This is a genomic window from Paraburkholderia sabiae (genome assembly GCF_030412785.1).
GTDB classification, from domain to species: domain Bacteria; phylum Pseudomonadota; class Gammaproteobacteria; order Burkholderiales; family Burkholderiaceae; genus Paraburkholderia; species Paraburkholderia sabiae.
Map to the genome: position 1 here is coordinate 4,133,331 of NZ_CP125295.1, position 22,191 is coordinate 4,155,521.

At 58.8% G+C, this 22,191-nt stretch carries 21 protein-coding genes; 10 read left to right on the forward strand and 11 right to left on the reverse strand.

Going from position 1 to position 22,191, the window contains the following annotated elements:
• Nucleotides 1-370 precede the first annotated feature (370 nt).
• The 4 genes from QEN71_RS18565 (at nucleotide 371) to QEN71_RS18580 (ending at nucleotide 4,309) form a co-directional block, all read left to right on the forward strand.
• Nucleotides 371-1,000 (forward strand): helix-turn-helix transcriptional regulator, encoded by a 630-nt coding sequence (locus tag QEN71_RS18565; RefSeq protein ID WP_201662203.1) that lies wholly within the window; start codon nucleotides 371-373, stop codon nucleotides 998-1,000.
• Nucleotides 990-1,961, forward strand: a complete 972-nt coding sequence (locus tag QEN71_RS18570; protein ID WP_201662201.1) for an ornithine cyclodeaminase family protein — start codon at nucleotides 990-992, stop codon at nucleotides 1,959-1,961. The genes QEN71_RS18565 and QEN71_RS18570 overlap by 11 nt, the downstream gene beginning before the upstream one ends.
• 260 nt (nucleotides 1,962-2,221) lie before the next feature.
• Nucleotides 2,222-3,367, forward strand: a complete 1,146-nt coding sequence (locus QEN71_RS18575; protein ID WP_201662199.1) for a threonine synthase — start codon at nucleotides 2,222-2,224, stop codon at nucleotides 3,365-3,367.
• Nucleotides 3,368-3,379: 12 nt separating this feature from the next.
• Nucleotides 3,380-4,309, forward strand: coding sequence for an asparaginase domain-containing protein (locus QEN71_RS18580; RefSeq protein WP_201662197.1), 930 nt, complete (start codon nucleotides 3,380-3,382; stop codon nucleotides 4,307-4,309).
• Between the two features lie 339 nt (nucleotides 4,310-4,648).
• Here the strand turns inward: QEN71_RS18580 and QEN71_RS18585 are convergent, their stop codons facing one another.
• The 3 genes from QEN71_RS18585 to QEN71_RS18595 all read right to left on the reverse strand — a co-directional run bounded on the left by QEN71_RS18585 (nucleotide 4,649) and on the right by QEN71_RS18595 (nucleotide 7,319).
• The gene (locus QEN71_RS18585; RefSeq protein ID WP_201662195.1) at nucleotides 4,649-5,794 is read right to left on the reverse strand and encodes a branched-chain amino acid ABC transporter substrate-binding protein; all 1,146 of its coding nucleotides are present in this window, start codon (nucleotides 5,792-5,794) and stop codon (nucleotides 4,649-4,651) included.
• Between the two features lie 434 nt (nucleotides 5,795-6,228).
• A complete protein-coding gene (locus QEN71_RS18590; RefSeq protein ID WP_201662193.1) occupies nucleotides 6,229-6,927 on the reverse strand; it encodes a hypothetical protein in 699 nt (232 codons plus the stop codon).
• Between the two features lie 110 nt (nucleotides 6,928-7,037).
• Nucleotides 7,038-7,319, reverse strand: coding sequence for a hypothetical protein (locus QEN71_RS18595; protein ID WP_201662191.1), 282 nt, complete (start codon nucleotides 7,317-7,319; stop codon nucleotides 7,038-7,040).
• A 670-nt stretch (nucleotides 7,320-7,989) separates the two neighbouring features.
• Here QEN71_RS18595 and QEN71_RS18600 point away from each other — a divergent pair.
• The 3 genes from QEN71_RS18600 (at nucleotide 7,990) to QEN71_RS18610 (ending at nucleotide 10,487) form a co-directional block, all read left to right on the forward strand.
• Nucleotides 7,990-8,145 carry a hypothetical protein gene (locus QEN71_RS18600; RefSeq protein ID WP_201662190.1) on the forward strand — a complete coding sequence of 52 codons (156 nt, stop codon included), beginning with the start codon at nucleotides 7,990-7,992 and terminating at the stop codon, nucleotides 8,143-8,145.
• Nucleotides 8,146-8,506: 361 nt separating this feature from the next.
• Nucleotides 8,507-9,922, forward strand: a complete 1,416-nt coding sequence (locus QEN71_RS18605; RefSeq protein WP_201662188.1) for a transposase — start codon at nucleotides 8,507-8,509, stop codon at nucleotides 9,920-9,922.
• Nucleotides 9,923-10,154: 232 nt separating this feature from the next.
• Nucleotides 10,155-10,487, forward strand: a complete 333-nt coding sequence (locus QEN71_RS18610; RefSeq protein WP_290468215.1) for a hypothetical protein — start codon at nucleotides 10,155-10,157, stop codon at nucleotides 10,485-10,487.
• Between the two features lie 1,058 nt (nucleotides 10,488-11,545).
• Here QEN71_RS18610 and QEN71_RS18615 read toward each other — a convergent pair.
• Complete coding sequence (locus tag QEN71_RS18615) at nucleotides 11,546-12,559, reverse strand: IS110 family RNA-guided transposase (RefSeq protein WP_201663006.1); 1,014 nt, start codon at nucleotides 12,557-12,559, stop codon at nucleotides 11,546-11,548.
• A 154-nt stretch (nucleotides 12,560-12,713) separates the two neighbouring features.
• On the opposite strand from QEN71_RS18615, the gene QEN71_RS18620 reads away from it, so the two are divergent.
• Complete coding sequence (locus QEN71_RS18620; protein ID WP_201661702.1) at nucleotides 12,714-13,331, forward strand: HAD family hydrolase; 618 nt, start codon at nucleotides 12,714-12,716, stop codon at nucleotides 13,329-13,331.
• A gap of 543 nt (nucleotides 13,332-13,874) precedes the next feature.
• Nucleotides 13,875-14,534 (forward strand): hypothetical protein, encoded by a 660-nt coding sequence (locus QEN71_RS18625; RefSeq protein ID WP_201661700.1) that lies wholly within the window; start codon nucleotides 13,875-13,877, stop codon nucleotides 14,532-14,534.
• Between the two features lie 87 nt (nucleotides 14,535-14,621).
• On the opposite strand, the gene QEN71_RS18630 is transcribed toward QEN71_RS18625, so the two are convergent.
• The 3 genes from QEN71_RS18630 to QEN71_RS18640 form a co-directional block, all read right to left on the reverse strand.
• A complete protein-coding gene (locus QEN71_RS18630) occupies nucleotides 14,622-15,089 on the reverse strand; it encodes a hypothetical protein (protein ID WP_201661697.1) in 468 nt (155 codons plus the stop codon).
• A 15-nt stretch (nucleotides 15,090-15,104) separates the two neighbouring features.
• Complete coding sequence (locus QEN71_RS18635) at nucleotides 15,105-15,509, reverse strand: hypothetical protein (protein WP_201661694.1); 405 nt, start codon at nucleotides 15,507-15,509, stop codon at nucleotides 15,105-15,107.
• A gap of 509 nt (nucleotides 15,510-16,018) precedes the next feature.
• Nucleotides 16,019-16,963 carry a DMT family transporter gene (locus tag QEN71_RS18640; RefSeq protein ID WP_201661720.1) on the reverse strand — a complete coding sequence of 315 codons (945 nt, stop codon included), beginning with the start codon at nucleotides 16,961-16,963 and terminating at the stop codon, nucleotides 16,019-16,021.
• Between the two features lie 114 nt (nucleotides 16,964-17,077).
• Between QEN71_RS18640 and gcvA the strand changes: the two genes are divergently transcribed.
• Nucleotides 17,078-17,986: a transcriptional regulator GcvA gene (gene gcvA / locus QEN71_RS18645; protein ID WP_201661691.1), complete on the forward strand. Its 909-nt coding sequence runs from the start codon at nucleotides 17,078-17,080 to the stop codon at nucleotides 17,984-17,986.
• A gap of 333 nt (nucleotides 17,987-18,319) precedes the next feature.
• Here gcvA and QEN71_RS18650 read toward each other — a convergent pair whose 3' ends face one another.
• From QEN71_RS18650 to QEN71_RS18665, 4 genes are all read right to left on the reverse strand, one after another.
• The gene (locus QEN71_RS18650; RefSeq protein ID WP_201661689.1) at nucleotides 18,320-18,703 is read right to left on the reverse strand and encodes a BON domain-containing protein; all 384 of its coding nucleotides are present in this window, start codon (nucleotides 18,701-18,703) and stop codon (nucleotides 18,320-18,322) included.
• 29 nt (nucleotides 18,704-18,732) lie between these two features.
• A complete protein-coding gene (locus tag QEN71_RS18655; protein WP_201661687.1) occupies nucleotides 18,733-19,884 on the reverse strand; it encodes a porin in 1,152 nt (383 codons plus the stop codon).
• A 192-nt stretch (nucleotides 19,885-20,076) separates the two neighbouring features.
• Nucleotides 20,077-20,448 (reverse strand): Rieske (2Fe-2S) protein, encoded by a 372-nt coding sequence (locus QEN71_RS18660; protein ID WP_342965472.1) that lies wholly within the window; start codon nucleotides 20,446-20,448, stop codon nucleotides 20,077-20,079.
• A 98-nt stretch (nucleotides 20,449-20,546) separates the two neighbouring features.
• Nucleotides 20,547-22,190 carry a fatty acid--CoA ligase gene (locus tag QEN71_RS18665; RefSeq protein WP_201661685.1) on the reverse strand — a complete coding sequence of 548 codons (1,644 nt, stop codon included), beginning with the start codon at nucleotides 22,188-22,190 and terminating at the stop codon, nucleotides 20,547-20,549.
• Nucleotide 22,191 lies beyond the last annotated feature (1 nt).

Genomic DNA, 22,191 nt, shown 5'->3' on the forward strand with positions numbered 1-22,191 from the left:
AACGAGCAGGGGGTACAAGGTTACGCGCAAAACGTGTCGTCGCCGCGTGCCGGTAATTGCGCACAAAGTTCGAACGCGTTCCACCGGGGTTCCCCGTTTTCTGATGGGCGGCACTGTGCACTGCACGGGCGAAGGGCTGCTGCACGGATCTGGGCGCCCCGAATCAAAAAGTCTTCTGGTAGGCGTCATGTCAGAGGAATCCACTGGAGCGTGGATGACCACGTTGTGCTGCATCGACCGATCCAGCAGGCGTTGGAAGCTCCTAGACGAACCACCTCGGGATTTTCAGCTAGACAGTTTGTTAGGGGTTTGACAAATCTTCCAGGATTGGCCAAACTGCCCAGCATGTTTAAAAACTACTGGAGCCGACATGCCGAAGAAGACTCCCGAACAGCAGCTACTGCTGGGGCAGATCAAACAGGTCGCCGAAGGGCTGGCACAGACTTTCGCCCCATTTACCGAGGTCGTCGTCCATGATCTCCGTGACCCGGAGCACGCTGTGCTTGCGATCCACAACAATCTGTCAGGTCGAGAAGTCGGGCAGCCTGCGACCGAACTCGGGCTTGCGCGGATCATGGACCCTGCCTACCAGCAGATCATCGCCAACTATCCGAACCAGTTCTCGGATGGCCGCCAGGTGAAGAGCACTTCCATCGGCATCAAGGACTCCAACGGCGACTACATCGCCGCACTGTGCATGAACGTCGACCTCACGCTGTTCCGAGGGTTTCAGAACATGCTGAGCAGGTTCATGGCCGTCGAGGGCACCACACCTGCCAGGGAGTCGCTGGATCCTGCTAGCGCCGACCTCATTCGCGCCCGTATAGACGAGTTCGCCGCACGCATGGCGTCGACACCCCGTGCGCTCAAGGCAGAGGACCGCCGCTCGCTCCTGAAGGAACTCAAGGCGGCCGGCTTGCTCGAGGTCCGTCGCGCAATGGACACCATTGCCGTCCATCTAGGCGTGTCTCGCGCAACGGTGTACAGCGATGCCAAATGACGCCACGCTCCTTCTCGTCGACAAGCATGTCGTCGAGCAATTGCTTATACCGGACGACGTGATCGCGGCGGTGCGCGAGGCTTTCGAACTGCACGGACAGCGCGCGGGCCGCGTGTTCCCGGTCGTGCGCGAAAAGCTGACCACCGGCGGCATCTTCGGTATCAAATCCGGGGACGTCGGGAGCCAGGACCTGCTAGGGTTCAAGGCGGCCGGCTTTTGGCCAATGAACCGGACACTCGGCGGCGAAGCGCATCAGGCCACTGTGCTGCTATTCGATCCCGTCACCGGCCGGCCCATGTGCGTGATCGACGGCAACGCCATCACCACCGCGCGCACCGCCGCGGCTGGGGCACTTGGGCTTTCCCTGCTGGCGCGCCAGGACAGCGCAGTGGTCACAGTCTTCGGCACAGGCATTCAGGCGAAGGCGCAACTCGCATTTGCCCTCAGAGCGTTACCTTCGCTGACGCATGTGAATTACGTCTCGTTGGATCGGGAACCGCAGGCAGAGTTTGAATCTTTGTTTGCTGGCCATTGCATGTTGAGATGCGCCGCAAATGCGGATGAGGCTGTCGCCCAAAGTGACCTCATCATCACCGCGACGACCGGTAGCGGCCCGCTTTTCGATGAAACAGCGCTCCGCGCCGGGACGCATTTGAACTGCGTCGGCGCGGACACCCGAGGCAAGCGCGAGCTTGCCTCGGGTGTGCTCGATCGAGCACGGATCGTCGTCGACGACCTGGAGCAGGCCCGCGAGCTTGGAGAACTGCAATGGGCGCCGCACACGCCTTCCATCGAGATGGGAGACCTGGTCACGGGCCGTTCCCAATGGCGGCGCGAACCGACAGATATCAGCGTTTTCGACATGACCGGCCTGGCCTTGCAGGACCTGACCGTCGCTCGATTGATCCACCGCCGCGCCACTGACCTGAGCCTCGGAGTCACCGTGGCGTGGCCCTGGTGATAGCTGTCCTGGCCTGAACCCAGAATATCCGGACGATCCGCGATGATGACCCGCACCGTGCACGCTCGTCGCCCTCATCGCGCGTCGCCGTGCGATCACCCCGCGCGCTGTCGATGGCGGGCCGGTCAATCGCTGATGCTAAGGGCGCAAGGGCCACCTTTTCATCAACCAATGGCCTTCCCGTAAGACCCAACAACGTCACAGCCATCATCGTCTTGCCCTTGCAGCGATCCGGTATGCGCTAAAGAGGAGTCGGAAACTTGAAACCGCACTATGTTGAGCCGCTCAGCGGCACCACTTATCGTTTAGACACGCCCCGGTGGTGTTCGGACGACCGCAGACCGCTCCTGATCTCGCCGCTGGCTGGAATTTCCCGGGATGACATCGACCGACACCTTCGCTCCCAATGGCGCTATCGCGCATCGCTTCCAGTCGAGATTGTGTCCCCCATCTCTATGGGGGAAGGGTGCACCCCGCTGATCCAGAAGACATGGGACGACCACCGGCCGTACTTCAAGCTGGAGTGGTTCAGCCCCACCAGCAGCTTCAAGGATCGCGGCACCACGGTGATGCTCTCGATGTTACGACAACAAGGTATCGCCTCCGTTCTGGAGGACAGTTCAGGCAACGGCGGAGCTTCAGTGGCGGCTTACGGCGCTGCAGGCTCTGTGCGCGTGAAGATTCTGGCGCCCGCCTACGCGTCGCCCGCGAAGATCGCCCAGATGCGGGCTTACGGGGCGGAGGTGCAACTGGTCGACGGGCCTCGACAGGCGTGCGAGGACGAGGCAGTCCGGCAGTCCGCGAACATCTTCTACGCCAGTCACAACTGGCAGCCATTTTTCCTGGAAGGGACCAAGTCGGTCGGCTACGAAATCTGGGAGGACCTCAACTTCCAGGCGCCGGACAACATCGTCATGCCTGCAGGCGCGGGCAGCAATGTACTCGGCTGTTATCTGGCGTTCTCGGAACTGATGCGTGCGGGTCAGATTCACAAAATGCCCAAGCTATTCGTTTGCCAGCCATTGAACTGCTCTCCCATCGATGCCAGCTTCCAGGCCGGCGTCACGACTCCCGTTTCGCGCGAGATACGAAAGACAGTCTCCGAGGGGACGGCCATCGCCCATCCTCTACGGCTCGCGCAGGTGGTCAACGCTGTCAGAGAGACGGGCGGCACGACTGTGGCTGTGGAAGAAGAGGCAATCGTCGAAGCGCTCAGGCGAATTGCGCGGCTAGGCCTTCTGCCGGAGCTGACTTCGGCGACTGCGGTTGCAGGATTTGACCGGCTTACCCAGGTTGGGGCGATTCGGGCTCGAGAGGCGACAGTTGTCCTGTTAACAGGCACGGGTATCAAGAACGCCGGAGCCATCGCGGATATGTACTCGCAAACTCTCGACACTCTTGTCTAAAGGCCGACTCTAATGAAAATCGGACTCCTGAATTGCGGCGGAACCATCACGGAAAGCTATCAGCTTGATGGGACGATCAAGCGTCTATTGGCACGCGATCTGATCGCATTGAGCGGTCAGGCAGACTGGATCGGACATGACATCGATCCTGTCGATAGCTGCGATCTGACCTTCGCTTCACTTTGCCGTGCTCGGGATGTCATACGGCAGGATCGGGAGAGCGACGCGTTCGTCATGTGCTGCGGCACCGACGCAATGGAAGATGTCGCCTATGTCGCCGCTCTGCTTTTTGATCGTGACCGGCCTGTCGTTTTGACCGGTGCTGCGATACCCGGTGGCAATGCCAATGCCGATGGCCCGCGCAATCTGGCGGATTCTGCAAATCTGGCAAGGGCCATGCCGCAGGGCGCGAGCGCCCTCGTTGCCTTTGCGGGACGGATTTTCGATCCGGTCTCGATCGTCAAGGTATGGCCGCAGGCCATTCAGCCCTTCGGACCAGATACGGCGATCCGCGGCTCCATTGAAGCCAATATCGTCACGCTCGCAGGATCGGGAATCGTTGACGAGAGTTACGCGGAACTCGATGTATCCGATCTTGGCGCCCGCGTTGCGATCGTCACGGAGACCTTCGGGTTACTCGTTGGCTTCCCGGATATCGCCAGACTCGACGGTATCGTCGTGGCAGGCAAGGGCGCGGGTGGCTTCTCCGCGCAGTCAGAGAGACTTCTGAGCGAAGCCGCTGGGCATATTCCTGTCGTGCTATCGACACGCTGCGCCCACGGTTTCCGGGTCAATCCAGCCGTCACCAAATATGCCTATGATCGCGCGCACAACCTCGGCCTGACCACGGCGGGTTATGACGGTCTGAACGCATCAAAGGCACGAATTCGGCTCATAGCCGAGCTTGGTCGTGCCAATCGAAGCGAAAAGGCTGGGCGCTGATCAGCGCCTCGTCCACCTGGGCTTGTTCGCGCGCTGTACTGCCCCAAAGTTCTTGTATCCCTGGCTGACGGTCCATTCGATCAACCCGGTGGGCGAGCAGTTGTCGTGGCGTATTGCCGCTTCGCTGCCTTGGGCGTCGATCTACAGCAGTCAGACTCCCCACATCTCTTTCAATCAAGGTCGCGATGCACCGCTTGCAGTGCCCTCCTGCTGAGCGCACAAGAGAAACGCCGCCGGGGACGGCGGCACATTCAAGGATCTCAACAAAGATCCACCTGGTGCGCTGCGGTGCGGTGCGGGCGCGGGAACTAGGAGGCTCCCGCGTCAGTCCTGCTTCGATTACATCTTCTCGACCTCCAGCAGGGTTCGCTTGCCTTTGACGTATTTGTAGAGTGAGATGGAACTGTCCTTCAGGTCGCCGTGCTCGTCAAACCGGATATTGCCAATCAGGGTGTTGAGATTGGTCGCGGGCATGGCGGACAGGATATCGGCGCGCGTGATCGAGTTGGAGCGTTTCATGGCATCGACGATCACGTAGACGGCGCTGTACGCAACCGGCGAGTAGACCACCGGATCGTGGCCGTACGCGGCCTTCAGTTCCTTGCCGAACGCGGCGCTGCCGGCCATCGCGGACAGATCGCCGCCCGCGACCGAGCAAACCAGGTTGTCGGCGGCGTCGCCGGCCAGCCTGGCCAAGTCGGTAGTGCAGACGCCGTCGCCCGCCAGAATCCTGGCGCGAATTGCCAACTGCATAGCCTGCCTGGCGAAGGGACCGCCGGTCGCGTCCTCGCCGCCATACATGATGGCGTCGGGGCGTTCGGCTTTAATCTTGGTCAGGATAGCCTTGAAGTCAGTGGCCTTATCGTTGGTGGCCTCGCGCGATAGCACCTGGATGCCTTCGGCCCTGGCGGTCTTCTCGAACTGGTCCGCAAGGCCCTGGCCGTAGGCCGTGGCGTCATCGACGATGACGACCGTCTTGACCTTCTGGTTTTGGGCGTACTTGGCGAGGGCGGGACCCTGCTGGGCGTCGGTGCCGATCACGCGGAAGGCGGTCTTGTAGCCTTGCAGCGTGTACTGCGGGTTGGTGGAGCCCGGGGTGATCTGGGTGACGCCGTTGTCGCGGTAGATTTTGGACGCGGGGATGGACACGCCAGAGTTCAGGTGGCCGATCACTGCCACGACACCGTCGTCGACCAGCTTCTGCGCGACATTCGTACCGGTCCGGGGATCGGCCTGGTCATCCAGCGAATCGACCTCCAGGACGACCTTCTGGCCGCCGATGACCAGATTGCCGGCCTTGTTGATCTGCTGGACGGCGAGCTTGACGCCATCGGCCGCATCCTGGCCCATGTGGGCGATGTTGCCGGTCAGCGGGGCAGCGCTGCCGATCTTCACGGTCACGTCGGCGAGAGCGGCTTGACCGTAGGCCATGACGATGCACGCGAGAGTCAGCGCAGCGTTGATGGGTTTGAGTTGAGATTTCATAGCTTGCCTCTTGTTGAACTGGTTGCTGTTGAAAAATGCGTACGGCGTCCCCTATCGAAGTTGTCGGCACTGGCGACATTTCGAATGTCAGTATTCGTCAGAGCAGTTCATCAACCGCGGGTAAGCTGATTAGTACTCCGTAGCGTGGCGATCCTCAAACTGGCCGCTCGTCGGCGGTCCGTCTGTTCCGCGCGGGCCATTTTCAGAAAGATTATCTAGAATTAAATAAAATGTATTGTTGACGCGTTGGTTCAGCGAGCAGGCGTCTTTTTAAACAACGGGCCGAACGTTTGTGACCTCGGAATGACAACTGCTCCCCGTTAAGAGACGTACTTCGAGGCTGGTTTCGAAGGTCGGCTTGGGGTCGGTTTGGTGCGTTCGCGGTTGGTCGGGGATCACGAGGGCGACGAGTGGGTGCAGTCGGCCACAGGCTGTCAACGGCCGCGCTGGTCTATCTGACCGCTCCGTGCCACATAACCGTCGGTTGGCGCTAGCATGATCGGTTGCTTGATGGGCTCTCGCTTTGACGCTGCCGCCAATCTGATAGCGCTGTCGAGTTCCGGAAATAATGTCGTCAAAAGAGAGGGGCCGTGACGGGCAATTGAAGCCCGATCAGCCTGCGTCGTGCCCATTGAAAAGCGTGGAAGGATGATAAGAGGTAGTGGCTCGGATACCCGCCTCAGATACGTCACGAACGACGGTGCTCTCCGCATAGCAGGCTCGATATAGGCGAGGACCGCAGCGAAGCGAACATCTTGTGCTGCGGCGTGCAGCTCATCCACGCGCGCGACCTCGATCGGAACATATGCGTGGGCTCTAAGCAGATCGCAAAGTGAGCGCCTTACGTTCTCGGTAGCGCTGTAGGTCAGAACCCCTTTGGCCTGGCGGAATTGAAATGGGCCGATGATTCCCATGCTGCGTAGTCGCAAGTCACACGACAGCCACAGAAGCCTTGCCCGTTCATACGCCTCCCGGGTGCGATGGACAACGAGTGGGTCGATTGAATCGTCGCCGCTGAGGATGCGCACGGCATCGAACCGCTTCTGTAGTTCGATCAGCGCGTCCTCATATTCCTGTTGTAACAACTCATCGACCCTCATTGCTTCGATCGCCTTGACCCGTGGTATATCCATAATCGTAACCGGACGAAGGCTGTATCGTGCATTCGGAGAAGAACGGAGCGGACGCGCGCAGACAACGATGACGAGCTTGTTCAGATGAATGATGCAGGCGATGCGTCAGATCACTGTGGCTGGCGCGCCATACAGTCGATGAACGCACGAGCTCGTCGAAGCCCGTATTCGGCCGCCGCACTTTCGGATATGAAATCGACGTTTTCCGGGTAGCTTGCGACCGGGGCGATCTGATCGTCGCAGGCGTATATGACCCACAAAACTGTGAAGCGACGCAGTACGCCGGTGAAAGAAAGGGAGAAGGTGATCCTAACTTCAACGTCGATCTGGTACCCGCGGTACGGCTCGCAAGATTGACGCATGGCGCCCTCCAGCACGAACGAGGTATGCATGTGGGGTAGTCGGTTGCGCATCCCTCGTACCCGATGCGAGCGGCGGGTACGCAGACGCCAAGTGAAAGCAGAACGCGACCGACGCTGCCGACCGCAAATATCGTGTTGCTTGCAACGCGAAGCGCTTGTTTGGGAAGGCAATCCGATCCCGGAGCACGCGCTGCCCACGCTTTTCGATCCGTGACCCCGGGCAGGGCCACCCAACCGGCGTGGGAGGCAGGCATGGGACTGGGCCTGAACATCTGCCGCTGCAAGATGCGCTACTGTGCTCCGGCCTCCTGCCAGTGCTGAGACTTTGCCGCTGATTCAGGCGGCAAGGGAAATCGGACGACCACCGCCCCGCCACGTAGGACTCCCGGCGGGAACCCGCAACGCCTCCAGGCTAATTGCGCAGCCCGCACTGCTCATTACGGCCTACATATACCTTTCAATCACGAAGCGCTGCTCAAGAATTAAGCACGCACTGGCGACCGCATGTCGCACTGCACACACGAGTAAAACCGTTATAGTGGCTGGGTTTGGGTCGCCCTATTTTTGCAGTGCGGTTCAGATCGCCAGGCGCGATCGGGCCCCGTGTGCGGCCTTGCCGGTTGTCGAAAAAGGGCGCCGAAGTGATTCGGCCCCCTGTCAGCTTCGCCAGTCTCTGCCTACACCTCAAAAGGAAGTCCCTGTGAAATACATTCCCCGCATCGCCGCATCTGCTGCCCTCGTCGTCGTCGCTTTCGCTGCTGTCACGTTTGCCCAGATCAAGTTCGCTCCGGATTCCGCCGAGAAGAACCCGGTTGCCCGGATCGTCCTCAACGTCGAGTCGCAACTGAACGGCTGATCCCCGCCCTCAACGACAGGCGCCGTCGTCCTCGGCGCTCTCGCGCCAGTTGCCGCTCCGTACCGCGGCACCACGCGCACTGCTGGCCGGCGATGCCAAACTCATGTTTGAGCGTTTCCAATCCCTCCTCGCGCGCCAGATTGCTGCACGGAAAGAACGTCTGCATTTCTGCCAGCGCACACGATCGAAAAGCCCGTCGCCATCCACATGGGATGTGCAGCGGGCTGCACGGAACGTCCTGAACGGTCGGTTTGGTGCATTCGCCATCGGCCCGGAATCGGCCGATTCTGTTGAAAAACTCGCCCGAGAAGTGGAATCTTGCCTATCCTGGTAGACATCGATCGGCGGGGGGTACATCGTCATGATGGGTCAACAAGGTGGTGGTCAGGATAGTCTCTTCTACGCCTTCAACCTTGATGATCATGTGCCGCGCGACCATCCGCTGCGAGGAATCGATCACTTCTTTGACGCTGGAGACCTGCGGCAACACCTGGCGCCGTTCTACAGTCACACGGGGCGTCCCTCAATCGATCCAGAATTGATAGTCCGCATGCTGCTCGTGGGCTACTGCTTCGGTATTCGCTCCGAACGCAGACTGTGCGAAGAGGTTCATCTGAACTTGGCGTATCGCTGGTTCTGTCACCTGGGGCTGGACGACGCCGTCCCGAATCATTCGACCTTCTCAAAGAACCGGCATGGCCGGTTTCGCGATAGCGATACACTGCGTCACGTGTTCGAATCGGTTCTGCGGCGATGCATGAGCGAAGGACTGGTGGGCGGCGAAGGCTTCGCCGTTGACGCGAGTGTCGTGAAGGCAGACGCCAATCGTGCTCGCGGCGCTGCTGGCATTGAAGGTGTCGACTGGAGCGCGCTGGATCGACCAAGTCGCGCGGTACGTGAATATCTCAAGGCGCTCGACGAGAGTGCTGTAGCTAACGACAGCACGTCGCCAGAGACAGAGCCTGAAACGCCGCCGAAGAAGATCTCGCTGACTGATCCGGCAGCGCGTTATACCGCCGCCCCGGGAGGTCCAGCCTGCTACGCATACTCCACCAACTACCTGATCGATCTGCAGGCCGGAATCATCGTCGATGTTGAGGCCACGCCGGCACACAGATCGCAGGAGGTTGAGTCGACGAAGACGATGATCGATCGGGTCGAAGAGCGTTTCCATCTCAGGCCTGAACGTTTGGTGGGGGACACCGCCTACGGCACGGGAAAGATGCTCGGCTGGATGGTGGAGGAAAAAGGTATCGAGCCTCACGTTCCCGTCTGGCAAAGAGCGGCGCATGCCGACAACGTCTTCCCTAACAGTGATTTCGATTGGATAGAACAGGCCAACGAGTATCGCTGTCCCGGCGGCCATGCGCTGCGCAGCAACTGGCGTGCGTTCAAGAATGCTCGCACGCACGTGACAAAGGAGGACACGGTTATATATCGGTCAAGTCAGCACGATTGTGCTGAGTGCTCGATGAAGAATCAATGTTGTCCGGACACCCCAAGACGTAAGATCACTCGCAGCGTTCACGAAGCCGCACGCGACCACGCCAGGGCCATCGCGACAACCCCGCAATACAAACGGTCCCGCCGTGAACGCAAGAAAGTAGAGATGCTCTTCGCTCATCTGAAACGGATTCTGAGGCTGGATCGACTGCGACTGCGAGGACTCAGCGGCGCACACGATGAGTTCTTGCTAGCAGCGACAGCGCAGAATCTGCGGCGAATGGCAAAGAGGTTGATGTGGGGCAGTAAAAAGGCGGAAGTCGCGACTGCGTGATGCAGTTCGGGCCGCCGAATCGCCCCGCCGATTTTACTTGTGAGCGAAACCGTCAGCGCGACAGGCAGGATAAAGCCACGTGGCGCCAGCATCGGAGTCGAGTTTTTCAACAGAATCGGCCAGTAGCGGTCGGTGACGGACGGACGCAGATCGTCGACAATGGGTAGCGACGACCCGCAACTTTAAGTCAATTATCAAGCCTCCTATAAGCATGCCACTCGAATACCTTGTCATGTTTCAATACCATGAGCCCGAATCCCGCCGACTATTCGAGCAAGGAGTGATTGAAGACTATGAATCAACGACTGGAGTTTTCATTACGGCCAACTCGGCAGAAGAAGCGTTGATTTGGTGCAACGCAATCGCGCAGGAGGTCCTTTGGCACTGCAATGACGACAGGTCGTTGGACTGGAAGCAATCGGGATATTCGTGCTGGATTGAATCCGATCTTGAAACGTCGTCATGGGGTCATTGTTTGGGCTTTTTTCAGCATGTGCTGGTCGGTGAAATGCCCAATGTCGACGCAATGGGTACTGACGCATACGTTAGCTGGCAGAAGCGGTAGCTCAACCGGGCGCCGTTCGAATGACCGAGTTCGAGAATTGCGAGATACCGCTCAGGGTCGTTTCATGCCTTTTGCATGAGGTGCGTCCCGCGAGACGACGCGGGCGCCCGTTCGTGAGCCGCTGTGCGGCCAGAAACGGGGGTAGACGACGATCCCGTCAAAATCGTCGATAACTAGACGAAACTACTCCGGTCTCCCTATGTATTGCCCGTACTGCTCCGCACAGCTGATCGAATCACGTGGAGGTGAGCTTCAGTGTCCTTTGAGCGGATCATTATTTAGCATTTCTGTTCGAGCGCAATTCGAGAGGCTTGCATTGAGTGCTCCGGCTCCGATCTCGGGGCCGTTCAAGCTCGGAGAATGGTTTTGCCCCTGTTGTGGCAAGCAAACCGACGATGGGCATTGTGCATCGTGTGGCCAGGTGATTTCGAGTCGGCTTGCGCGCGAACTATTGGAATTAAATCCGCACCAGTGCGAATAAAACAATCCTGCGTGCAGCGTTGAACGCAACATCGAACGACCGCTTTGCACGGAATCGAAAGACCGCAACGGGTCGCTTTGGTGCGTTCGCCGTCGGTCCGGAGTCTAAAGGCGATGAATGGGTACAGTCGGCCACAACCGGTCGTTCGACAGATGCGCCTCGATCGTTGACACCCATTAGCGGACCCGGTGTCAAGCGAGCAAACAATCTCCTCGGCCAGGTGAGCGGCCGATGTCGCTTCTACTGATCGAAGGCAGTAGCCAATCGCACCCGTTTCTTCGCTTCGTGGCTGCGACGGATCGCGCCAGACACCCATCAGGATCAAGCGATCGGCGTGCAGCGGTTGCCTGTCGCCCTGGTGGCTCTGCCACCCCAGAAGAACTTTGGTGCCGCAACGCGTCCATCGGGTTCGCACAATACTCGTGGTTGCCAAACGTCCGGCACCAATCCAGGGCTGGCTCGTGTTGCAGGCGATCCGCTTTGCTGTACTTCGGGGACGGCGGCACGACATCCCATTCAATCTCGGTGGCTTCTGGCCCAGTCAACGATAAGGGCTTGCCGGTCGCCGTCGTAACGCTTATGCGAAGCAGCGAGTCACATCAAATGGTTTGCGCTCCTTCAGCATGTGGAAACACGCGCGGGCCAGCTTGTGAGCCAGAGCCTTGCGAGCGAGCACTGAATTCGTCCTCGCTTTCTTGCGTTCGTAGAACCGCCGGGCTTCGGTGCTAAAGTGCATCGCGAAGTTGGCCGCCTCGATGAATGCCCAGCACAGGTATGGATTTCCGTTCCTGGTATTGCCTTCGCCCTTTTTCTTGCCGTTGCTCATGCGCTGGCTGTCCACGCACCGTGCGTAAGAAGCGAAGTTTCCAGCGTTGGCGAAACGATCGATGGTTCCGGTTTCGAGCATGATCACGGTGGCGAGCGTCTGGCCGATGCCGGGCACCGTGGTCAGCAAGACATAGTCGGGATGTCGCGCGACTTCCTTCCGGAGACGCCTTTCGACGATAGCAATCTGATCGCGAAGCGTCGTGATGACCGCGATGTTCGCGCGGACCGCGAGCGCCACATTGTCGGGCAGGCCCATCTGATTGACAGCATGTTCGTCGAGTCGCTTGACCTGATTACTCGTGATTCGCGTGCCATACTGACGCGCTGTAATGTTCTCGACGGCGAGAATGTGACTGGTGCAGCTGCGTACCAGCTGCATTCGCTTGCGTGCCAGGTCTCGTACCTCACGGAGTCTCGCCGGCAGGATGGTGCCCACCGGAAGGATCCCCAGGCGTAGCAGGTGGGCCAGGTAACGCGCGTCGGTCTCGTCGCCACTATGTTTGAGCCCGTCGTATTTTTTGATCGCGGTGGTGTTGGCGAGATGAACCACGTAGCCGGCCGTCTGCAGGCCGTCGACAAGCCAGTACCAGTTGAACGTGGATTCGACCACGACCCCGGCCATCCCGGCTCGCCATGGGGCAAGGAAAGCCAGGATCTTCGTCAGGTCGTTCGGCAGGCGTTTTTCGGCGACCACGCGGTCCGTTTCGTCGATCACGCTCACCACGCTATTGTTCGAATGCAGGTCAATGCCGCTATAGTTCATGATGACCTCCTTCTGGTTAAAGCTGTTTCGGCAAACTCACTTTAACCCCGTCGCCCGGCAGGGCGACGGCAGGGGTCCGCTAGATGATTTTCAATCGACCACCAAGTACCGTGCGACCTCCACGCGAACTGCAACTCGATAGGAAAGACTGGGCGTGATAAAAGCAATATTCTTTGATTACGATGGCGTATTGACGACCGATAAGACCGGCTCGCTCACAACGAACCGTTACCTGAGCAAAATGGCAGGCGTCGAGTACGAAGCAGTTCAAAAGGCCTTTTCAAAATACAATCAGGAATTGCTTGTCGGGAAAATCACGCATAGGGAGATTTGGGACGCCGTTTGCGAGGCCATCCATTGCAAGATCGATTTTTCTTTGCTCGAACGGGCGTTCCTGAGCACACCGGCAAACGGTGCCATGCTTGCACTTGCGCGTGGATTGAAGTCGCAATACGCTCTCGGAATCATCACGGATAACAAAAAAGATAGGATCGATTGCGTAAGGGCGTCTCAAGGTCTCGATGCGTTGTTCAATCCGATAGTTGTGTCTGCCGAGTTCGGATCAGGCAAGGACAACCCAGCGGTGTTTGAGTACGCTTTGCGTTGTCTGGATATACGGCCAGAAGAGAGCCTCTTCATCGATAACAATCCGGAAAATCTGACCGCACCGAAGGCGCTCGGTATGGGCGTCATTTTTCACGACGACGAAGAGAACGATGTGGGTAAGTTGGTTACGGTGCTCACCGAGAAATTTCCCATCCGACTAGAATAGTCTCGCTCGTCGCCCGAAGGCTTGGATTGATCGAGCATGTGGAGGGCTCATTGTCGCGCTGGGAATCCAGCAGGCCCTTCGTTAGCAGAGCGCCCAAAAGAGCCCTATCTGAACGGCCGCTTTGCGTGCGGGCGACCGTCCCTTGTGGGTCGGGTTGCGTCAATCCGCTCATCAAATTCGACGCCGGAAAGCGGCCACTGAAGATCCGCTTCCCGGAAGCGGCCAGTCGCCGGTGAGGACCCGTTGCCGCCGGTAGCGATGTCGCGACCGAGGCGGCGGGTTTCAGAGTTCAGCAGCCATTCGCGAGGTGGAGTCCGTCCGAACGTGAACGTAGACCGTACAGGTTCATTTTTGGCGTTACTCCGTTGTGGTTTATTGGAGTCGCCATGATCGGAACTAAGAGCGAACATCAAAAATTCTTGGCTGCGGTGCACGAGAGACAAACGCGGGGCCGCGAGACTTGAGTTGTTCACTCCGCTCCTGTAGGACCGTCTCAAGTTCGTTTACACTGCGCATCGGGCCAAGCAACGCATAAGGGGATTCATGGCTGAAGTCAATACCGCGCTCATCGCATTCATCGGCGTGCTTGCTGGCGGCTATTTCAACAATTTCCTTGGCGAAGATTACAGGCGCTTTCGCGATGGGCAGGCGCTCGCCGGTGCATTGGCCGGTGAACTGGAGTCACACGCCGAGCCCCTCAAATGGATGAAAGACGGGCTGGAGAAGATGGCTCGACAGGCGATGACTGAAGAAGGTTTGACCCTGCCAGAGTGGCCGATTCCGCCCAGCCCGATCTTCGACAGCAACACGGCAAAGATTGGATTGCTAGGCGCGGAGATGGCCAAGGAAGTTGCGTATGTGTACGAGAACTTGCGCGCCTTCCGTATCAACTTCCATCAGCTATCGAAACACCACCACGATATAAAGAACAAGGAGTGGAACGTGGCGATGGTGAATGGATGCGCTGCTGCACTCCACCGCGCAGAGCACCGAGGGTTGCCGCTGATTGAGTCGTTGAAGCGATATGCAAATGTGAAGTACGGATCACTTCCATCGACGCACAAACAGTACAAGATTGGCGCGGGCATCCTCATAGCCCTCGTGTTGTTCGCCCTCATCGGCTCCTGCTCATCGTCCAGCGGGCAGAATTGCACGACCGTTGTAGATCAAGCAAAGGGCACTTCAACTACCGTCTGCAAGTAATCGAGTCCCGCCCGCGTCCCATGATGACTTCGAGCCGCGCGCGCATGGGTTGAAATCGCCTTAACTAGGCGGTCTAGTCCTAGTTGCTTATGGACCAGGGAAGCGAAGATCACCCAACACGTATTCGAGCGTTGAGGCTACATCTCCCGCCCGCTCTCTGAAGTCGCGAACCTTTTCTAGGTCTGCCTTCTTGGTTTCGTCATTGAACTTCCTGATTTCCGACTTGAACTTTGACTCGTCAAGATCGATCCAGATTTGCCAAGGATTGTGAGCAAGCAGGTTCCGTTCGATGGCTAAGTTTTGAGCCTCCTTGAGATGGCGAAGCGCAACCGCCTTCTCTTTTTCTTGCCCCTTCAATCGCTCGACAAGCTTTATCACCAGGTCAGTACGCGTCTTGAACTGCTGGCCGCCCATAAGTTCGTCAAGTCTGTCACTCGACAGCTTCTTCATGTAGCTGTATGTCACCCGCTCGATCATCGCAAACGCCCAGATTGCCTCTCCGAGTGCTTGTGCCAGCTCCGCCTTCATATCTTCAAGGTATTGGATTTTGTCCATATTTGGGCCACGCTCCTATTCCGCTGTTGTAGGCGTGTCTGGTACTGGCGGCCATGCGGGCTTGTGCAACTTCACCCACGTCTGCAACCTCCTGCGTGCCGAATCGCCGCCTGTTTGGATTTTCAGATGATCGCAGATTGCCTTCCACGTGGTCAGGCCGCGCTTGTTCTTCAGTTCTAGCACGGTCGCAGCCCATTCCTGAGCGCTTGGGGAAGGCGCTTTCTTTGGTTGCGCTTGCGCTGCTGCCATAGACCCAGCAAGCAGTTCGTTCAAATCGACCTGCGGCTGGTGATTGTCGCCCATGAATCGATCCAGCACCCGTTTGAGCGCGGCGTTAAACGACAGATTCTCAAACGGCTTCGGATTGGCGAGCCGTTCGACAAGGCGTGCTACGTCTTCATCAACTTCGAATTTGGGCATTTGGCTGGTCTCCTACTATAGAGATGCCAGTGTACCACTAGTGGTCGAGAGTGCAAGAACTAAATCACTAGTGGAAGGCGTACGGCGATATCCGAGCAGATAATTGCCTGTACAACTCGCGCGGCCTTCTTGAGATCATCGCTGCTCATCTGGATAAGCACCCGTGCAAATCTGGAGGGTTGAGTTTTTTGATTGCAGCGTTGTGCATGCGTTTTCACACTTCTTGACCGATAGTGCCAATCAGTGAGTGCAATCGGAGAGAGCGTTGCAGCGAGTGGTAGCGCACGACGCCGGTGAAGGGGTCCCCTTGATTTCGGCGCAAATTTCCGGTTAGAACGCTCCCCGCTGCATGCGGCTTTGCGGGCTGTCCCCAATATATATCCGTGTAAAATCAATGTCCTGCTGTCTGGACCCGAAGCCTCGGTTCTCGGCCCCGAGAGGCGACAAGCGGGCCAGCAGCAGTCCATGGACCTAACGCGGGAAGAGACCGCTCCGCTTTCGGGAGTGGCTTATCGCGCACCGCCGCGCGAAGTCATCGAGAATGCGAGTCCGATGAGAACCAGTGCCACGCCAACCACAAATGACGGGCCGAGCCTGTCGCCAAACATCATCGATGCAGTCGCGATGCCGAATACTGGCTGAAGGAACTGCACGCTCGCGGCAACCCGTGCGGGGACATGACGCAGCAGGTTGAGCCATAGAAAAAGGCCCGCAACGGTCACAATCAGGCCGAGGTATGCCGCGGCCGATATGCCCGGTGTCGTGATGTGAAACGGAACTCGCCACATTTCCCAGGCGGCCCACGGCAGCAGAGCAAGGAAGCCGAACAGCGTACTCCATGCCGCCACCGTGGCGGTACCGTAGGCGGTCGTGAGTTCAACGCTCCAGACGTAGTAGAACGCGATAGCAAGCGCGGACAGGAGCACGCAGAACGCGCCTCCCACACTCGTTCCAGACACGCCTGTCGTTCCGTGCCCGCGCGCAAAGGCGACCAGAGCGATCCCCGTGAATGCGGCAAGCAGCCCCAGCTTCTGCCAGCCCGAAACGTGCTGCTTCAGTCTCAGCGCGGCAAAGAACACGATGAAAACAGGAATGGTTGCGGAGATGATCGTGCCGACGGATGCCGATGTGCCTGAGACACCGAACGTCTGCGCTACCTGGCCAATGCCGATGCCAAGTACACCGAGCGCGGCAACACGAGGTAAGGCACGACGCGGCAACGGATTTCGGCCGACGGCAAAGACGAGAAGCAGGGGCACCGCTATGGCAAACCGCATTGCAGTTAGCGTCAGGGGTGGCAGGCTCTCGAGCCCGAGTTTCGTCACCGGGATGGACAATCCCCACATTACCGCGAGCATCAGCATCGCGCCGACACTCCGCGGCGTTATCCCCTTTGGGGCGTGGTCTTTGATGATGACCGGGGGACGGACATCAGTCAGGCTTTCGCTCGACATCAGGGCTTTGGTGAAAGTGATTTCGAAACGTAGATATTCGGGTGCGCATGCGTCTCTAACAAACGATTTGTCGTCATATAATGCGTGAGTCAAACTCACACATAACAGCGCAACATGTTCGACAGGCTTCCGCCCCTGCAAACGCTACGCGCCTTCGAAGCCACTGCACGACTGCTGAGCATGACGCTGGCTGCTGAGGAACTGCACGTTACTCACGGCGCAGTGAGCCGACACATCAAGACGCTCGAGAATCATCTCGGTGTTCTACTGTTTCGCCGCCTCACGCGCCGCATCGTCCTGACTGATGCAGGTGCCGAGTTTCACTTTGCCGTCGCACGATTACTCGGCGAACTGACGCGAGAAGCAGAGAATTTGCGCGGACACGATAGCGTTGCGAGCATGACCATCAGCACAAGCGTTTCGTTTGCGACAAAGTGGCTCGCGCCGCGCCTTCATCGATTCAAGGCAATGCATCCGGAACTCGACGTGCACCTCGATGTGACCGACCGCAACGTTGACCTGGACGATGGACAGGTCGATGCAGCCGTGCGTTATGGTGGTGGTCGCTATCCGCGCGTCCAGTCAGAACGGATACTCGAAGAAACAGTGACGCCCGTCTGCAGTCCCGTGTATCGAGAGGAGGCCGGCGGGATTCCGGAGCCAGCAAGCCTCACTCGTTGCACATTGCTGCATGAGGACCGGATGCTAACGAACTGGGAACAATGGTTTGCCTATGCGGGCGTGGTCAGGAGCCGCAAGGGGCGGGGGCCCGCATACAGTCATGGAAGCATGGCTATTGAGGCAGCCATTCGCGGCGAAGGCGTAGCCTTGGGGCGTAGTGCTCTGGTATGCGATGACGTCGTAGCCGGACGCCTTGTCGTGCTGTTCCCGGATGCGCGACTGAAGGTTGAGCGCGGCTATGATCTGGTCTATCGGGCAGGGAATCGCGACCATCCCAAGGTCAGCGTTCTGCGCAGCTGGTTAGCAGCAGAAGTGCAGAGCTTCCTCGCGAACGCTGGATGACGATCGCGATCGAGATTGCGCTGAGCGCCGAGAAGGGTCGGTTCGATGCGTTCGCCGTTTGGTCCGGAGTAGAAAGGCGCTGAATGGGTACAGTCGGCCAGCAGCAACAGCCACACGAGCTCGATCAGCGAGTGTCGGCTAAGGGTCGGGTTTGGTGCGGTCGCCGTCGACCCTGATCCGGCGGAGGTGCCGAATGGGTACAGTCGGCCGAGGCGGCCCTTAGATCATCATTTCCGAACGGCTGCTGCTGCATTAACTGCAGACAGCAAACCGGCGGGGTGCGGTGGCCTTACTCGCCAGCAAACTCCCACATCAGCGGACCGCACCGGCTATTTACTGGCCGCCGAATGGTTTCTGCACAGTCAGCCTGTTGGTCACCGACGTCACGCCGGGAACGCCTCGGGCAATCTCGGCGACCTTGTCGATCTGTGAGGCGTCAACGACTGTTCCGTCGAGCGTCACGGCGCCGTTTTTCGCAACGACACTGATATCGCCAGCATTGATCTCTTTGTATTTTGCGATCGCTGCGTAGACCTTTTTGCGCAGCGCGCGATTGGCCGCACGAACGTCCTTGGCCGACGTGCCACCGGACGCCGCGACGGCCGTGGCGTTCGAAGCCGCGCTTGCCCCGCTTGTGCCGGGCTGCGCGCAGATATGAGCGGATGCCAGCGCGATCAATATGGCGCCGGCGATTCCAAGGGCCCTTGTTGTAGTCATCGTGTGCTCCAGTTGTCGTGTGGAATGGATCAGAAGCTGTGGCGGATGCCGATCATCGCCGCGGTGGTCGATCGGCCTTCTGGAACAGGCGCGCCGTAGGTGATCGTCTGACTCATATTGCCGTGGTTGTCGACGTAACCAACTTGCCCATAAGCAAGCGTGCGCTTCGATATGCTGTATTCGGCGCCCACCGCGTATTCGGTCGAGTGATTGGCGCCGACGTTCCGGTCGTGCAGGTAGTAAAAGCCTGATGTGACCTTGAAGAGTGGCGTGAATTTATATCCCAGTCCCCCGGAGAACATCTCGAGGTTGAATCCCTTAGGTCCGCTCGTGTTCGCGGGATTTCGGGCCCGGCTATAGGATGACGACACGGAAAGCGAGTGAAACGTGTATTGCGCGCCCACGTAGTAGAACTGGTTGTTGTTCACACCCGTCGAAGGCGCAGTGACGATTCCACTGGCGGTCGTCGTGAACGGATTGGAGTCGTGCCCGTTGTAGTACACGGCCGCGAGGTTCAGACCGTAGTTCGAATATTGCAGCACGGCTGACTCGCGCGTGCCGCCCTGGAACTGGCCGGGGACGCCACCCGGTGCATACTCAAGTGCCAGTGATGCGCCGTAGAACTTCGGCGACCGGTAGACGATCGCGTTGTCGTCATACAGCGCGCCGACCGAACCATTCGTACTCGTACCTTGCCAGCCCGATGCCTGATTCAGACCGAGCCACCCGGTCAAGATGCTGCCGAAGTACTGGGCGTTCCGCACATCGGTATCGGCCATTGCGTAGATCATCGGTACGATCTGACGACCCATGTCAACGGAGCCATACGGACTCGAAACGCCTACCGTCGTCTGCTGGGTGAACATTGACGTGGCGGTCGGTGTGTCGGCCAGACCGCTCCTCCCGGTACCGCTGTTGAACGATCCCTGCAGCTTGAAGTTGACCTTGAAGCCGCCGCCAATGTCCTCGGAGCCTTTCAGGCCAAAGATGCTCGAATAGATCCCGCCGTCCTTATACTGGAAGACGTGCCCGAGATTCACTTTAGACTGAAAGTTCGCTGCGTTTGCGCTCTGATAGAGCAAACCGGAATCCATGACGCCATACAGCGCGACTGATGATTGAGCATGTGCCGCGCTGGCGAACACGACAAGCGCCGCGGCGCCACTCCACTTCACTTTCATTTTGGTCTCCACGTTTGTGCAGGGGCCGGAAGATTCCGGCGGCTGTATAGCAAATGATGCGATTAGGCTGCCTGTGGCTGGTCGGGCAATGTTGGGCCAGATGTTTTTGCCTGGTAGTCCTCTTCTATCAGAGAACCAATGCACTGGCGTTGTTCAAACTTTGCTCGAAACAGGGGCTGCTGTTGTGACGGGTTACTGATCCGAGCTGCGCGGCATCGACCACCGCTCGTCGGGATCGGTCTGTAATATCAGCACGCCTCCGATCTCGCGCACTGGAAACCTGCGCAGTCGCAGCGCGCCCGATGTCCCACCATCTTGCGTCGTCAGATTGAACCGCAGGCCATGAGCGGGGCATCGCAACACTGTCCCTTCGAGGCAACCGCTCGCCAGAGACGCTCCGTTATGAGGGCACGAGTTCTCAATGGCGTAGATCGTCCCTTCGACGTTGAAGATGACGACGCTTTTGCCGTCGGCGAAGACGAGCTTGCGTTGGCCTGGAGGAAGCTCAGTTGCCAGTGCGACGGGCACCAGATTCGATATGCCAGAGTGGGATTGACAAGTCATGGTCTGTCGAAGGAAATGAGGTCGCTGAAACGGGCGACCTTCCCGTAAAGTTCGTCTTCCACGGATGCTGCTCGATTCCGACCGCCGCGACGCGCTCGTCAGCATTGCTCACGCAGCAGCTTCTTGTTGATCTTGCCCACGCTCGTTTTCGGAATTTCGGTGACGAAGCTAATGCGCTCGGCGTCGGGAACCGCATACTTGCTGATGCGCCTGGCATCGACATGCTGCATCAGCCGTTCACGGATCACTTCAGCGCAAACACCCGCGCCCGTCTCGCGAACGACGAACGCCATCGGCCGTTCGCCCCACTTCTCGTCGAGCACGCCGACTACCGCACATTCCTGCACGCCGGCTACGCCCGTTATCAGGCTCTCGACTTCGATCGATGACACCCATTCGCCACCCGTCTTGATCACATCCTTGATGCGGTCGACGATCTGGATAAACCCGTCGGGCGTCATGACGGCAATGTCCTGCGTGTGGAGATAGCCGTGTGCCCAGAGCTCTTCGGACGCCTCTGGCTTCCCGACGTAGGCCCTGGTGAGGAACGGTGAGCGCAGAACGATCTCGCCTTGCTGCTTTCCGTCGCGCACCACGTCTTGCATGTTCCCGTCGACGACCCTGAAGTCGACAAACGGCAGCGGGCGTCCGGTCGTGCAGCGCATCCGCACTTCTTCCTGGCGATCCCTCGAGTCATATCCCGGCGGCAGTTGCGCCAGGGAGACGATCGGGCCGGTTTCGGACATGCCATAGGCAGTGAAGACATCCATGCCGCGGTCGAGCGCAGCTTCACACAGCGCGGGCGGCAACGCGGAGCCGCCAATCATGAGCTTCCAGCCCGTCAGCTCCTCTCCGTGTACGTCCGCTGCCTGGAGCACCATCTTGAGGATGGTGGGCACGCAGTGGGAGAAAGTGACTTTTTCCGACTTTCGCAAGGCGACCAGGCTCTCAGGGATATAGCGTCCCGGCAGCACAGTCTTGAGCCCGAGCATGATCGCGATGTACGGCATGCCCCAGGCGAGCACGTGAAACATCGGCGTGATCGGCATGTAGACGTCCTCGCGATGTAGCCGCTGGCCTTCGCGGGGTGCACACAGGCTCATCGCTGTCCCCATGGCATGCAGGACGATGTCGCGGTGGCTGTACGCTACGCCCTTGGGATCGCCCGTCGTGCCTGTCGTGTAGAAGGTCGCGGCGCGCGTCCTTTCGTCAAACTCGGGAAATTCGAAATCCGCCGAAGCGCGCGCCATCATCTCCTCGTATTCACCGGCGACCGGCAGTGTCATCACCGGCACGGATTCGCCGTCGGCAAGCACCACCACCTGGCGTACGAACTTCAGTTCCCTCTTGATCTCCTCGAGCACGGGAACGAACTCCGTATGCACCAGTACAACCTCGGCGCGGGAATCATTCAGCGTATAGAGGATCTGCTGCGCCGACAGTCGCACGTTGACCGTGAAGAGCGTCGCACCCATCATCGGAATCGCAAAATAGCTTTCCAGATAACGATGACTGTCCCAGTCCATCACGGCTACGGTGCAGCCGTGCCGGACATCCAGCCCGCGCAGCACGGACGCGAGCTGGCCGACGCGCTCGCGGAACTGCCGGAAGCTGTAACGCATTTCTCCGCGGTAAGTGATCTGCTGATCGCCATGAATGCTCAGTGCATTCAGGAGCAGCTGCTTGACGAGGAGCGGGTAGGTATAGGCCGACGGCGTCGGCGTGATCAGGTGGTCTTGCATG

Bases quoted from the DNA above. Each gene is read 5' to 3' on its own strand.
- QEN71_RS18665 (WP_201661685.1), bottom strand. From the start codon at position 22,190: ATGCAAGACCACCTGATCACGCCGACGCCGTCGGCCTATACCTACCCG.
- QEN71_RS18635 (WP_201661694.1), bottom strand. From the start codon at position 15,509: ATGCCCAAATTCGAAGTTGATGAAGACGTAGCACGCCTTGTCGAACGG.
- QEN71_RS18570 (WP_201662201.1), top strand. From the start codon at position 990: ATGCCAAATGACGCCACGCTCCTTCTCGTCGACAAGCATGTCGTCGAG.
- QEN71_RS18640 (WP_201661720.1), bottom strand. From the start codon at position 16,963: ATGTCGAGCGAAAGCCTGACTGATGTCCGTCCCCCGGTCATCATCAAA.
- gcvA (WP_201661691.1), top strand. From the start codon at position 17,078: ATGTTCGACAGGCTTCCGCCCCTGCAAACGCTACGCGCCTTCGAAGCC.
- QEN71_RS18655 (WP_201661687.1), bottom strand. From the start codon at position 19,884: ATGAAAGTGAAGTGGAGTGGCGCCGCGGCGCTTGTCGTGTTCGCCAGC.
- QEN71_RS18590 (WP_201662193.1), bottom strand. From the start codon at position 6,927: ATGGATATACCACGGGTCAAGGCGATCGAAGCAATGAGGGTCGATGAG.
- QEN71_RS18610 (WP_290468215.1), top strand. From the start codon at position 10,155: ATGTTTCAATACCATGAGCCCGAATCCCGCCGACTATTCGAGCAAGGA.
- QEN71_RS18625 (WP_201661700.1), top strand. From the start codon at position 13,875: ATGGCTGAAGTCAATACCGCGCTCATCGCATTCATCGGCGTGCTTGCT.
- QEN71_RS18565 (WP_201662203.1), top strand. From the start codon at position 371: ATGCCGAAGAAGACTCCCGAACAGCAGCTACTGCTGGGGCAGATCAAA.
- QEN71_RS18605 (WP_201662188.1), top strand. From the start codon at position 8,507: ATGATGGGTCAACAAGGTGGTGGTCAGGATAGTCTCTTCTACGCCTTC.
- QEN71_RS18650 (WP_201661689.1), bottom strand. From the start codon at position 18,703: ATGACTACAACAAGGGCCCTTGGAATCGCCGGCGCCATATTGATCGCG.
- QEN71_RS18660 (WP_342965472.1), bottom strand. From the start codon at position 20,448: ATGACTTGTCAATCCCACTCTGGCATATCGAATCTGGTGCCCGTCGCA.
- QEN71_RS18615 (WP_201663006.1), bottom strand. From the start codon at position 12,559: ATGAACTATAGCGGCATTGACCTGCATTCGAACAATAGCGTGGTGAGC.
- QEN71_RS18585 (WP_201662195.1), bottom strand. From the start codon at position 5,794: ATGAAATCTCAACTCAAACCCATCAACGCTGCGCTGACTCTCGCGTGC.
- QEN71_RS18580 (WP_201662197.1), top strand. From the start codon at position 3,380: ATGAAAATCGGACTCCTGAATTGCGGCGGAACCATCACGGAAAGCTAT.
- QEN71_RS18630 (WP_201661697.1), bottom strand. From the start codon at position 15,089: ATGGACAAAATCCAATACCTTGAAGATATGAAGGCGGAGCTGGCACAA.
- QEN71_RS18595 (WP_201662191.1), bottom strand. From the start codon at position 7,319: ATGCATACCTCGTTCGTGCTGGAGGGCGCCATGCGTCAATCTTGCGAG.